This is a genomic window from Nostoc sp. DedSLP03, assembly GCF_034530815.1.
Lineage (GTDB): Bacteria > Cyanobacteriota > Cyanobacteriia > Cyanobacteriales > Nostocaceae > Nostoc.
This window is the reverse complement of record NZ_JAVRCK010000039.1, coordinates 38613-51860: the sequence shown is the minus strand read 5'-3', so window position 1 is coordinate 51860 and position 13248 is coordinate 38613. Positions and strand designations below refer to the sequence as shown.

The following is a 13248-nucleotide window of genomic DNA, read 5'->3' as shown; positions in this document are numbered from 1 at the left end:
ATGAGGTAACTATGGCTCGATATCAAGAAACTACACAGACTGAAACTCTACACCTCCCTCCAAACATAACTTCCAGGGGCGTTGCTGCAACAGAATTACGTCCTTGGGGTGCTTTTACAGTTTTAGAAGAAGGGCGCGGATACAAAATTAAGCGCATCGAAGTTAAGCCCGGACACCGCCTTAGTCTACAAATGCACCATCACCGCAGCGAACATTGGATTGTCGTCTCTGGTACAGCTAGAGTAGTTTGTGGTGAGAAAGAAGTACTACTGAGCAATAATGAGTCAACATACGTACCCCAATGTACATCTCATCGTTTAGAGAATCCTGGCGTGATCCCCTTGATATTGATTGAAGTCCAAAATGGCGAATACTTGGGAGAAGATGATATTATCCGCTACCAAGATGACTATGCCCGTACCAAAGATTAAAACCAAAAGAACGCTATTAAAGCTCTAACCCCAAAGCTGAATACATTTTTGTTTGTGTAAACCGTCTTTGTAAACGAACTACTACACCCCAGAAGTCCCTACCTATTCAAGGTGGGGACTGAAGCATGTTAGTGTTATAAATGTAGTGAGAGCGATCGCGCTCATGCCTTTGGTGATTTGGAATTTTGCACAAGCAAGGGTCAACCTATCTGTAAAATGGAAGATGGGGTATTCAATTGCAAAAAACGAGTTCCATGATTCATCTGAGTCAAGCAGCCATAAGTGAGATTGGGCGAATAAAGTCCAAACAGCCAAATGTCTTGTTTCGATTGGCAGTAAAACCAGGTGGTTGTTCCGGGTTCTTTTATGATATGTCCTTCGATGAAGCAATAAAAGTTGGTGATCGGGTTTTCGACTTGGATGAGATTCAAGTGGTCATCGATGCCGCAAGCTTAAATTACCTCAACGGTTTGAAAATTGATTATTCAGAAGACTTAATGGGTGGTGGTTTTCGCTTCCACAATCCCCAGGCGATCGCTACCTGTGGTTGTGGCAATTCCTTCTCCTTAAGTCATTAATCATTGGTTATCACAAAGGACAAATGATTAATGACAAATAACAATTGACATAAAACCGTAAAAAAAGATATAATCAGGATTTGTTAAAACTTAGACCATAAGCAGCTTTACGCGCTGTAACTCATGCCAACAATACAGCAGCTAATACGAAATGAGCGCGAACAAGCGCGTCAGAAAACCAAGTCCCCGGCTCTGAAACAATGTCCCCAACGTCGGGGAGTTTGTACCAGAGTATACACGACCACACCAAAAAAGCCTAACTCAGCCCTACGCAAAGTAGCAAGAGTCAGACTTACCTCTGGATTTGAAGTCACAGCTTACATTCCAGGCATTGGTCACAACTTACAAGAACACTCAGTTGTAATGATTCGTGGCGGTCGGGTTAAGGATCTACCAGGCGTGAGATACCACATTATCCGTGGCACCCTAGATACAGCCGGAGTCAAAGACCGCAAGCAAGGCCGTTCCAAGTATGGAACCAAGCGTCCTAAAGAAGCGAAAAAATAGGATTAGGCGGTTAATCGCATCCAACACGATTAATCGTCTATCTTAAAAACGCCCAAGGGGAAAACAAGGAGCGCCGTCTGTGTTCTAACAGTAGTGAAAAAGGCTGCTAAAGTCTGTTTCAAAAATCAAGCAAGCTACATCTACACTAAGCGAGCAAGTGTAGAAGTTCTGAAGAGAATACTGTAATATACAGCAAGTTTCTCATCCGAACATTAAAGTTTATAATCTTGTGCCTTGAGTATTTAGTTGCAGGTAGCAAGTCAATGAATTTTAGATTTTAGGTTTGCGATCGCCTAGCTTTAGCGATTTATCAAGCATCTTTTGGATTGATCGAACCCACAAGGGAATGAGGCTTATAGATTTTTGAATTTGTTCAGATCCTTGTAGTCAGAACATATACCGAAAACTTTTAATCCAAAATTCAGCGTTGTGCTGGAAGAGCAACAAAAGGTGCGACCAAAATCCAAAATTGCCAGTTAACAAGTCAGCCTTGCTGCAACGGTCGAAAAAAATAGAGGAAGTCTGAGGGTTGGGTTCTACCGCTTTTAGTTTCCGGTGTCTGATAGCATATAATTTCGTTGCCAATTCCGAATTAAAGGTGAAGTATGTCTCGTCGTGGTGTTATTCAAAGGCGCCCAGTTCCGTCTGACTCCGTATATAACAGTCGCCTTGTGAGCATGATTATCAGACGGATCATGCGTCATGGCAAAAAATCACTTGCCGCACGCATTGTTTATGATGCATTAAAAACTATTGAAGAACGCACTGGTACTGGTGCGTTGGAAACCTTTGAAAGAGCAGTGCGAAATGCCACGCCTTTAGTAGAAGTAAAAGCTCGGCGAGTTGGTGGAGCAACCTACCAAGTACCAATGGAAGTGCGTACAGAACGTGGCACTACTTTAGCACTGCGTTGGTTAGTGCAATATTCCCGGTCAAGACCAGGCCGGACAATGGCCAGCAAATTGGCAAATGAGTTAATGGATGCTGCCAATGAAACTGGCAATGCCATTCGCAAACGCGAAGAAACGCACCGGATGGCGGAAGCTAACAAAGCATTCGCACACTATCGTTATTAAGTAAAAAAGCGATATATCGCCTTGCCGAAGCGGTAAATCGTAGATTTACACAAAAAGACGGTTTTCCGTAAAAGTATAGAATCTTAACAAAGAGTAATATACAAGATATCATGAGGCAAAAACTATAGGAGGTAGCTGTGGCACGCACGATCCCGCTAGAGAAAGTACGCAACATTGGTATTGCGGCGCATATAGATGCGGGCAAAACAACAACAACAGAGAGAATATTATTTTACTCTGGGATAATTCATAAAATTGGCGAAGTTCATGAAGGAACTGCCGTCACAGACTGGATGGAGCAGGAGCGGGAACGGGGAATCACCATTACTGCCGCTGCGATCAGTACCAGTTGGAAAGATCATCAAATTAACATTATCGATACTCCGGGTCACGTAGACTTCACAATTGAAGTTGAGCGTTCCATGCGCGTGTTGGATGGTGTAATCGCAGTATTTTGTTCTGTGGGTGGCGTGCAACCGCAGTCTGAGACAGTGTGGCGGCAAGCAGAACGCTACAAAGTTCCTCGGATAGTCTTTATCAACAAGATGGATCGCACTGGAGCGAACTTTTATAAAGTTCACGACCAAATCCGCGATCGCCTGCGGGCAAATGCGATCGCCATTCAACTACCTATCGGTAGTGAAAATGACTTCCAAGGTATCGTTGACCTCGTACGAATGCGTGCGTATATTTACGCAAATGACCAAGGAACTGATATCCAGGAAACTGATATCCCAGAGGGATTGCAAGCGCAGGTAGACGAATTCCGCACCAAGCTAATAGAAGCTGCGGCAGAAACTGATGATGCTCTGATGACTAAGTACTTCGAGGGCGAAGAACTGACAGAACAGGAACTTCGGACTGCTCTGCGTACAGGCACAATCGCGGGGACAATTGTACCAGTACTATGCGGCTCGGCATTCAAAAATAAAGGCGTACAGTTGATGCTGGATGCCGTTGTCGATTACCTGCCAGCACCAAGTGAAGTACCACCAATTCAAGGCTTACTGCCGAATGGCGATACTGTTGAACGGCGGGCTGATGACAACGAACCCCTAGCAGCTCTGGCATTCAAGATTATGGCTGACCCTTACGGTCGCCTGACATTTGTTCGTGTTTATTCTGGTGTCCTGAAAAAGGGCAGCTACGTTCTCAACGCTAGTAAGAATAAAAAAGAACGGATTTCCCGCTTAGTTTTAATGAAGGCAGATGAACGGCAAGATGTCGATGAACTGCGAGCGGGTGATTTGGGAGCAGCTTTGGGATTGAAAGACACCTTGACAGGTGACACGCTCTGTGATGAGGGAGCGCCGGTAATTCTGGAATCTCTATTCATTCCTGAGCCTGTAATCTCGGTAGCGGTTGAACCCAAAACCAAAAACGACATGGACAAGCTGTCCAAAGCTCTGCAATCTCTCTCAGAAGAAGACCCCACCTTCCGTGTCCGTGTCGATCCGGAAACAAACCAAACCGTAATTGCGGGGATGGGAGAGCTACACCTAGAAATTCTAGTAGACCGGATGTTACGAGAATTCAAGGTGGAAGCGAATGTAGGTGCACCGCAAGTAGCTTACCGAGAAACAATTCGGAAAGCTGTGAGCAAAATTGAAGGTAAATTTATCCGCCAAAGTGGTGGTAAAGGTCAATACGGTCACGTTGTGATCAATTTGGAGCCTGGAGACCCTGGTACTGGCTTTGAATTCGTCTCCAAAATTGTCGGCGGTTCAGTACCGAAAGAGTACGTTGGCCCCGCAGAACAAGGAATGAAAGAAAGCTGTGAATCAGGTGTTCTAGCTGGATATCCATTGATTGACGTTAAAGCAACGCTAATTGATGGGTCATACCACGATGTAGACTCTTCGGAAATGGCTTTTAAAATCGCTGGTTCAATGGCGATGAAAGAGGCTGTGCTGAAAGCTTCACCCGTCCTCTTAGAGCCTATGATGAAAGTTGAGGTTGAAGTTCCTGAAGACTATATCGGGAACGTCATTGGCGACCTCATTGCTCGCCGAGGGCAGATAGAAAGCCAAAGCACCGAACAGGGACTTGCTAAGGTCGCATCCAAAGTTCCGCTAGCGACCATGTTTGGCTACGCCACTGATATCCGGTCAAAAACGCAAGGTCGGGGTATCTTCACGATGGAGTTCAGCCACTACGAAGAAGTGCCTCGCAGCGTAGCTGAAACTATCATTGCAAAAAGCAAAGGGAACGCTTAGTTAAAAAAAGGAAATGAGTATTCATGGCACGCGCAAAGTTTGAAAGGAATAAACCCCACATCAATATCGGTACAGTTGGCCACGTTGACCACGGTAAAACTACCTTGACAGCAGCCATCACCATGACCTTGGCAGCTATGGGTCAGGCTGTAGCTAAAGGCTACGACCAAATTGATAATGCCCCAGAAGAAAAGGCACGGGGTATTACCATCAATACCGCTCACGTAGAGTATGAAACTGCAAATCGACACTATGCTCACGTAGACTGTCCAGGACACGCTGACTATGTGAAGAACATGATCACTGGTGCTGCACAGATGGACGGAGGTATCCTCGTAGTTGCTGCTACCGATGGGCCTATGCCTCAAACCCGCGAACACATTCTGTTGGCAAAACAGGTTGGCGTTCCCAGTCTGGTAGTCTTCTTGAACAAAGAAGACTTGATGGATGATCCAGAACTCTTGGAACTAGTGGAACTAGAACTGAGAGAACTGTTAAGCAGCTATGATTTCCCCGGCGATGATATCCCTATTATCAAAGGCTCTGGTCTGCAAGCTCTAGAAGCAATGACCAAGAACCCCAAGACCCAACGCGGTGAAAATCCTTGGGTAGACAAAATCTATGAACTGATGGATGCTGTAGATTCTTACATCCCCACACCTGAGCGGGATGTTGATAAACCCTTCCTGATGGCTGTAGAAGACGTGTTCTCAATCACAGGTCGTGGTACTGTAGCCACTGGTCGGATTGAACGCGGTGTAGTCAAAGTTGGCGATAACGTTGAACTAGTAGGTATCAGAGATACTCGCGCTACTACCGTAACTGGGATTGAAATGTTCAAGAAGAGTCTTGAGCAAGGTATGGCTGGAGATAACGCTGGCGTACTACTCCGGGGTATCCAAAAGGCTGATATTGAACGGGGTATGGTAATTGCCAAACCAGGTTCAATTAAGCCTCATAATGAATTTGAAGGTGAAGTGTACGTCCTCACAGAAAAAGAAGGTGGTCGTAAGACTCCATTTTTCGCTGGCTACCGTCCCCAGTTTTATGTGCGGACAACCGATGTAACTGGTACTATCAAAGCCTATACCTCTGATGAAGGCAAAGAAGTAGAAATGGTGATGCCAGGCGATCGCATCAAGATGACAGTAGAATTGATCAACGCGATCGCTATTGAACAAGGAATGCGCTTCGCTATTCGCGAAGGTGGTCGCACCATCGGTGCTGGTGTCGTTTCCAAAATTATCAAGTAGCAAGCACCTTTTTGCTCATCACAAAGGAGCAGAGATGGTATTTATTTTGCCTCTCTGCTCCTTTCTCTTCCCTCTATAAATAAGGTAATAGGTTACAGGGGACAGGTAATAGTTTTCTGTAACCGATAACTTGTAACCGTTAACCTGTAAATACTCCCCTAATTACGCAGAACCTGGAAAATTAAAGATGGCAACTCTACAGCAGCAGAAGATTAGAATTCGCTTACAAGCCTTTGACAGGCGCTTATTAGATACATCTTGCGAGAAGATTGTAGACACAGCTAACCGCACCAACGCTACAGCTATAGGCCCAATTCCTTTACCAACAAAACGCCGGATCTATTGTGTGCTGCGATCGCCTCACGTAGATAAAGATTCACGGGAACACTTTGAAACCCGTACTCATCGCCGGATTATTGACATTTACCAGCCCTCTTCTAAGACTATTGATGCCTTGATGAAATTGGATCTACCATCGGGTGTAGATATTGAAGTCAAACTTTAATTTAGTCATTAGTCACTTGTACTGAGTTTCGGCTGCGCTCAACTACCGCATAGTTGAAGTATTGGTCATTTGTCCTTTACTAATGACAAAGGACAAAGGACAAAAGACAAATTACATTAGTATGAATATTTACACAGCCCTGAAGAAATATATCTCAGGGCTTTTATTTAGCTAGGAAACAAATGATAGAATGTAGATAAAGTACGGGAAAAGCAGAGAAAAAGAAATTTTAAAGATTAAGTTTATACCGAAGTAACAATGACATCATCTTCTAAAATTGCAGTTCGCGAACTACCTCTGTTCCCGTTACCCGAAGTAGTTCTGTTTCCTAGCAGACCATTACCCCTGCACATCTTTGAATTTCGCTACCGAATCATGATGAACACGATTTTGGAGAGCGATCGCAGGTTCGGTGTTTTGATGTTCGATCCAGTCAAAGGTACAATTGCAAACACTGGTTGCTGTGCTGAAATCATTCATCACCAACGGTTGCCAGACGATCGGATCAAGATGATGACTTTAGGGCAGCAAAGATTTCGTGTCTTAGAGTATGTTCGTGAAAAGCCATATCGCGTTGGCTTAGTTGAATGGATTGAAGACCAACCACCTACTAAAGATTTGCGGCCTTTATCAACTGAAGTAGAACAACTACTGCGAGATGTGGTGCGTCTGTCAGCCAAATTAACCGAACAAAATATTGAATTGCCGGAAGATTTGCCCGATTTACCAACAGAATTATCTTATTGGGTAGCCAGTAATCTTTATGGTGTCGCCGCAGAGCAGCAATTATTGTTAGAAATGCAAGATACTGTAACTCGTCTAGAGCGTGAAGCAGAAATTTTAACTTCTACTCGGAATCACTTGGCAGCTCGCGCTGTTCTCAAAGATACATTTAGTCAAAAGTGAGGAATAGAGACGCGATTAATCGCGTCTGTACAGTGAGGAGTTAGGAAGAAAAACAAAAATAAAAGCTCGACAACTTATAATTTATATTTCCTAGCTAATAACTGGTAAATCCTAAATGATAACTCTTAAGTAAAGAACTTCTAACTTTTTAAGTAATGGCGGCGATCGGTAAAACATTGTAAGCGCCAAGAATTTTTAAAATCTCTGTGTGGGTAGTTAATTCTGCTAAAGCAGATTGCATTTGTGCTTCCTTGGCATCTGCTTCTAAATCTATAAAAAACAAGTATTCGCCTAGCGATCGCTTCGTCGGACGAGATTCAATCCGGCTGAGGTTAATCCCTAGTTGAGCAAATATTTGCAAAGGTTTGACCAATGCTCCGGGTGTGTTAGCAGGCATAGTAAAAGCCAGTGATGTGTGACTAGCAGGCGCTTTTGTTACCTGGTATGTAGCGTCCACTTCGTCCTGACTTACTACCCAAAAACGAGTAAAGTTTTCTGGATTGTCGTTGATAGCACTAGCAAGTATCGGCAGGTTGTAGAGTTGAGCTGCTCTACTAGAAGCGATCGCTGCCGTTGTTGTATCTTGCTGCAATCGCTGTAGTGCTTCAGTTGTAGAATTGCTGGGAATAATCTGTACAGTTGGGAGAAACTGCTCTAACCATCCCTGACATTGTGCCAAAGCTTGCGGGTGAGAATAAACAGTTTTAATACTATCTAAATTAGACGCACAGGAAATTAAGGTATGGGCAATGGGTAATACCAAAGCCAACTGAATTCGCAAACTGTCTAACTGCCATAGTGTATCCATTGTTGTAGTCACACTCCCTTCAATAGAATTTTCTGCTGGCACAACAGCCAAGTGGGCTTGACCATTAACAACGGCGTGCAGTGATTGGGAAATGCTGGGATAGGGGCATAATCTAGCTTCAGTTCCTGTACTTTTGCTTAACCAGTTGACATAAAAAACAGCTGCTTGTTCTGTGTAAGTGCCGGGAGGCCCTAAATGTGCGATTGATAAAGTCATACTTTTAGCCTTGAGTTGCGAGTTTAATGCCTAAACAAAGATTATGATATTTTGGTTTGGCAAATATATCCAACATCTACTCTTACTAAACACTGTTATCTCTAAAATTTACGCACTAAAGGGATAGAAGGAAATATGTATCCAAGAAAACAAGTTATGGAAATCAGTCTTCTGGTAGATAAATTTCCTAGTATTTTTTTTACTAAATCCCTTTGAAGATTTAAGAGCAATGATATTGGTTTCTACCTAAAAGCAAAATTACATTATTGTTTTTGTGTCAAGAGTTAAATCCTAATCTATATTTCTTGAAGCAAGATAGAATGAGCGTAACAACTTTGTGCTAATGAGGTATAGCTGATAAGCAACAATCGTTTTTATAATCATAAATTTTGTACTTTTCTAATAATCAGAACTAAGTTGTTAAAAAATATTAAAATTAAGAAACAGATATTTTTATTCGCTCATGGCTACCCGGTTTACTGCCTCGCAATCGGTTGAAATCGCTGTTCCAGAGCAGCCAATTCCCATTCAGCACTACTTGCGTCAGCCTCAGCGTCTGGTTAAGGCTTTGGTTGACAATAGCCGGATTCAGCAACTTTCTGAGGAAGTATTTCGTTTGAAAATGCGTCCGCTGACTTTTATGTCACTAAGTATTCAACCTACTGTGGATATGAGAGTCTGGGCAGAATCAAATGGAACAATTTATTTGCGATCGCTAAACTGTGAAATTTTAGGTTTCGAGTATATTAACCAGCGCTTTGCTCTCAATTTAAAAGGCTATTTGTCTCCCAAAGAGTTTAGCACTGGCACTCGCCTGCAAGGAAAAGCTGATTTAGAAGTAGTGGTGGATTTTCCACCGCCATTTTCCTTTACTCCTAAGCCGATTTTAGAAGCTACTGGTAATGGTTTGCTCAAAAGTGTACTGTTATCGGTCAAGCAACGGTTATTGAATCAACTTTTGACGGATTATCGTTACTGGGTGATATCACAAACCAAAGATAGAGGACTTGACAGTGATAGTACTGAATTACCAATCCTGAATGCTGAGTAATTTGTTAACAAACAGAATTCAAGAGTCAGGAGCCAGAATATCCTTTCAGGGTAGCAAGCTACAGAATTGAACTCTGTAATTAGTAGAAGGTCTGTACCTTGCTTCCCACAGCTTATCCCCTACTAAACTAATTGATTCTGTATTCTGTATTCTGTATTCTTCTTCAATCACTCAACACTCAGACCTTTGATTTGGCAAGGACGAAAAGACTGACGATGCAGGGGAGAGGGTCCGTATTGTTGCAAAGCCAGCAAATGCCGCTGGCTACCATAACCCTTGTTACACTCCAGGTTGTACATAGGGTATTTTAAAGCTAGACGCATTATCAAATCGTCACGCCAAACCTTAGCGACAATACTAGCAGAGGCAATAGCGAGCGATCGCTCGTCTCCTTTAACTATTGTTTGTTGCGGCAATAGCAAATCTTTGATTGACTGATTGCCGTCAATTAAGCAGAGTGCAGGCTGTACCTTTAACTTCAGCACAGCCCGCTTCATTGCTAACAATGTCGCTTGCAAAATATTTATCTTGTCAATTTCGGCAGTAGAAGCAAACCCAATTTTCCAATCTATAGCCAGCGCACAAATTTGCTGCGCTAGCTGAGTTCTCCGAGAACTAGACAACTTTTTACTGTCTTTGATTTTAGCTGCCATCAGTATTGGCAAAGCGCCATCTGGTAGAAGCACTGCTGCCGCCACCACAGGACCAAACAGAGCGCCTCGCCCTACTTCATCCACACCTGCAACCAACCCTGGAATATCTGACAAGGTAGAAAACTCTAGCCAAGTGGATTGTTCCAAAGGCGTTGGCGATATTTCTACCATAAATTAAATTAATTATCCTCGATCGCTGAAGAACGACGGCGGCGGCGACGGCTGGCTGTGGCGCTACTATTAGCTTCACTTTCATCTGCGATCTCTTTGGCCGCAGCAGCTTTTGCAGACAAGCGTCCCGAAGGATTCACAGTTAACTCCGATGGTGGTTCAGTTGTCTCTTCGAGCAAAGATTTTTGTTCTGGCTCAATAACTTTTGGTGTCGGTATTTTGCTTGCAGTTATTTCAGGTGTTGCCTTTTGGGCAATAGTGATTATTTCAGGTGTTGATTTTTGGACAATAGTTGATTCTGAGGTTGATTCAATTGGGGTCGTTGGTTTTTGACCGGGCTGAATCACATTAATAATCACAGACTTGGTATTTTTAACCTCTTGCTCTAACTTCACTAAGGGAGATATTCCCATCAAGGCAAATATATCCTGTTCTTGGAGGCTCATTTCTACAGTTCTAATCTCCGGTGGTTCGACCACTGGTTTAACTGGTTCTGCCTTGATAATTTTAGTGCGCTCTACTCTTTCACTCCAGCCTGGTTTACCAAGGGTGGGTGAGGAAATTTCTGGCGCAACTCCTAGTTCTGGTTCTATATCCAGGTCTAAATCTGGCTCGTTAACAAAAGTCAGGGGACTGGGAACAATCCGAGCTTCATCTTTCCCGTTTAACCCATTGACACCAATTCGACTGCGGCGAGTCCGGGTACGGCGCTTATCATTAAGTTCTTGATAACTAGGATGATTGATCAGATTTAGGTTGCTCAATTCCGAGTCGCCGTCAAATCCTTCCCCAAATCCATCGTATGTTTCTCGTGGTTCCGGGATGCGGGCAGATGGCTGACGTGGTTCTCGGTGAGGCAAGGATACAAAACGCTCGCGCTCTGGTGTCTCTGTCGGTATCGGTAATCGGTTTTCCAGTTCTCCAGGTAGACGCACGGTATGTCCTAAACCCCCACAGGTGGGACAAGTTTCACCAAACAATTCATAAATATTTTGACCCTGACGTTTGCGGGTCAATTCTACTAAACCTAGTTCGGTAAGTTGGGCAATCTGGGGACGAGCTTTGTCTGCTTTGAGTGCTTTATTAAAGTGTTCGAGAACTTGTAGTTGGTCGCGTCGCGATTCCATATCGATAAAATCAACGACGATCACCCCAGCGATATTTCGCAGACGCAACTGGCGAGCGATTTCTGTTGCTGCTTCGCAGTTTGTCCACAAAACTGTTTCTCTAGCTGTTGCCGATCGCGTAAACGAACCTGAGTTAACATCGATTACGGTTAATGCTTCCGTCGGTTCGATGATAATGTAACCGCCAGAAGGTAGGTCTACCCTTGGTTTCAGGGCTTCTCTAATCGCAGCAGTGATGCGGAAGTACTCTAAAATTGGGGAGCGATCGCGGTGATGGTCAATCAATAATCCCTGCGGTGTTTGACCGCCACTCCAATTCTGCAAGTACTGTTTGACGCGCTTCAAACCAGTGCTGGAATCTACCACAATCCGATTGACATCCGCGCCGTACATATCCCGCAATACGCGCTGGATAAAGTCATCGTCTCTGTTGAGCAGCGCTGGAGCACGGGTAGAATGAGCTTCCTGCTGAATGGCCTCCCATTGCTTTTGCAGCAACTCCAAATCTTCCATAATCGCTTCTTCGGGTTTACCTTCTGCTTCTGTACGCACAAGCAAACCCATTCCCGCCGGCTTAACCAAAATCGCCAGCGCTCGTAAGCGGTTGCGCTCACTTTCACTTTTAATCCGTCGGGATAAATTTACGCCCCTGCCGTATGGCATCAGTACTACGTAGCGTCCAGGTAAGGTAATGTTACCCGTGAGCCTGGGACCTTTTGTCCCCGTTGGCTCTTTCATTACTTGCACCAAAACTTTCTGTTGTGGTGCAAGTAGTTCTGTAATTGCCGCTGCGGTACGCTTGAGCTTCAATGGCCCCAAATCGGTAACATGAATAAAACCGTTGCGCTCTGGGTCGCCAATATTGACAAAAGCCGCATCTATCCCAGGCAATACATTTTCTACCACTCCTAAGTAGATATCACCTATTTGATGATGACCCGTAGCAACAACGAGTTCCTGTATTTGATCTTCAGAAAAAACCGCAGCAATTTGGTGCTGCTCCGCGATGATAATTTGTTTCGGCATTCAATTTCCTCAAAAATTGGCAGCACTTACAGGTTTGAGGTTTGTTGTATCAAGTCCGGTTAATTGCTTAATAATTCAAAACTAATTGCATCTTGGCATCAGTTTTAATTACCAGTGTTTTATCGGTTTGATATTATACTTTCGCTGCCCTCGCAACCCTCAAAAGGCGCTACTGATAATAAAAATCGCAAATCTGAGCTTCTAAGTTAAATAGCTATTGGCGCTCTTAAGAGCGTTTTTACGGCTGATTATTCCAGAACTGCTGCATATCGTTTAAGCTATTAAATCAACCGTTCGTGGTTGATTTGTGATGCAATACTCTCAAATCTTGAGAGTTCTGAGTTGAAGTTCTAAATCCTGAGTGAGCATTGTAACTCAGGATGTTTTCTTTGAGAGTAACCTACTGAATTCGTTAAGAAAAAGAAACTATTTCTATTTTCCATTCCCTGGATTTATCTTAGGGTTATACTCAGCAGCCACAGTTGCTACCCTACCTTGAGCCGCTCTAAACTAAGACAAGCACCGCTTTGCGTGTCTCGCGAACGTCTACAAGTAGGCAGAACCGACAGCAGTTGCTTTAACTCTAAAAAAGTAATGCACTAGCTCTTGGGCACTACGTGGATTAGACATTCAGCAGTTGTTTAAAAAGCATGAATTTAGAGAAGCTGACCGGGCCTGCTGTTAGTTACTGATTCACAAGGTAGCTATATAGAGAGTGTGCATT

12 protein-coding genes are annotated in these 13248 nt (G+C 43.8%); 9 read left to right on the top strand and 3 right to left on the bottom strand.

What is annotated here, in order from left to right; all coding sequences use genetic code 11:
• Positions 1-11 precede the first annotated feature (11 nt).
• The 8 genes from RM368_RS19515 to RM368_RS19480 all read left to right on the top strand — a co-directional run bounded on the left by RM368_RS19515 (position 12) and on the right by RM368_RS19480 (position 7472).
• A complete protein-coding gene (locus tag RM368_RS19515; RefSeq protein WP_322695584.1) occupies positions 12-431 on the top strand; it encodes a cupin domain-containing protein in 420 nt (139 codons plus the stop codon).
• A gap of 254 nt (positions 432-685) precedes the next feature.
• On the top strand, positions 686-1009 hold the full coding sequence (locus RM368_RS19510) for an iron-sulfur cluster assembly accessory protein (protein WP_322695599.1): 324 nt from the start codon (positions 686-688) through the stop codon (positions 1007-1009).
• Between the two features lie 123 nt (positions 1010-1132).
• Complete coding sequence (gene rpsL, locus RM368_RS19505) at positions 1133-1516, top strand: 30S ribosomal protein S12 (protein ID WP_012410236.1); 384 nt, start codon at positions 1133-1135, stop codon at positions 1514-1516.
• A 605-nt stretch (positions 1517-2121) separates the two neighbouring features.
• Entirely contained in the window at positions 2122-2592 is a 471-nt protein-coding gene (gene rpsG, locus RM368_RS19500) for a 30S ribosomal protein S7 (protein WP_322695583.1), read from the top strand.
• A gap of 137 nt (positions 2593-2729) precedes the next feature.
• Positions 2730-4808: an elongation factor G gene (gene fusA, locus RM368_RS19495; RefSeq protein ID WP_322695582.1), complete on the top strand. Its 2079-nt coding sequence runs from the start codon at positions 2730-2732 to the stop codon at positions 4806-4808.
• Positions 4809-4831: 23 nt separating this feature from the next.
• Positions 4832-6061, top strand: coding sequence for an elongation factor Tu (tuf, locus tag RM368_RS19490; RefSeq protein ID WP_069070114.1), 1230 nt, complete (start codon positions 4832-4834; stop codon positions 6059-6061).
• Positions 6062-6248: 187 nt separating this feature from the next.
• Positions 6249-6566, top strand: coding sequence for a 30S ribosomal protein S10 (gene rpsJ, locus RM368_RS19485; RefSeq protein ID WP_008232935.1), 318 nt, complete (start codon positions 6249-6251; stop codon positions 6564-6566).
• Positions 6567-6824: 258 nt separating this feature from the next.
• The gene (locus tag RM368_RS19480; RefSeq protein ID WP_322695581.1) at positions 6825-7472 is read left to right on the top strand and encodes an LON peptidase substrate-binding domain-containing protein; all 648 of its coding nucleotides are present in this window, start codon (positions 6825-6827) and stop codon (positions 7470-7472) included.
• A 148-nt stretch (positions 7473-7620) separates the two neighbouring features.
• On the opposite strand, the gene pheA is transcribed toward RM368_RS19480, so the two are convergent.
• Positions 7621-8496, bottom strand: a complete 876-nt coding sequence (gene pheA, locus RM368_RS19475; RefSeq protein WP_322695580.1) for a prephenate dehydratase — start codon at positions 8494-8496, stop codon at positions 7621-7623.
• A gap of 463 nt (positions 8497-8959) precedes the next feature.
• Here pheA and RM368_RS19470 point away from each other — a divergent pair, with 463 nt between their 5' ends.
• Positions 8960-9547, top strand: coding sequence for a DUF1997 domain-containing protein (locus RM368_RS19470; protein WP_322695579.1), 588 nt, complete (start codon positions 8960-8962; stop codon positions 9545-9547).
• A gap of 167 nt (positions 9548-9714) precedes the next feature.
• Here RM368_RS19470 and RM368_RS19465 read toward each other — a convergent pair whose 3' ends face one another.
• Both RM368_RS19465 and RM368_RS19460 read right to left on the bottom strand, forming a co-directional pair.
• The gene (locus RM368_RS19465; protein WP_322695578.1) at positions 9715-10371 is read right to left on the bottom strand and encodes a ribonuclease HII; all 657 of its coding nucleotides are present in this window, start codon (positions 10369-10371) and stop codon (positions 9715-9717) included.
• 8 nt (positions 10372-10379) lie between these two features.
• Positions 10380-12524 (bottom strand): Rne/Rng family ribonuclease, encoded by a 2145-nt coding sequence (locus RM368_RS19460; protein ID WP_322695577.1) that lies wholly within the window; start codon positions 12522-12524, stop codon positions 10380-10382.
• Between the last annotated feature and the right edge of the window lie 724 nt (positions 12525-13248).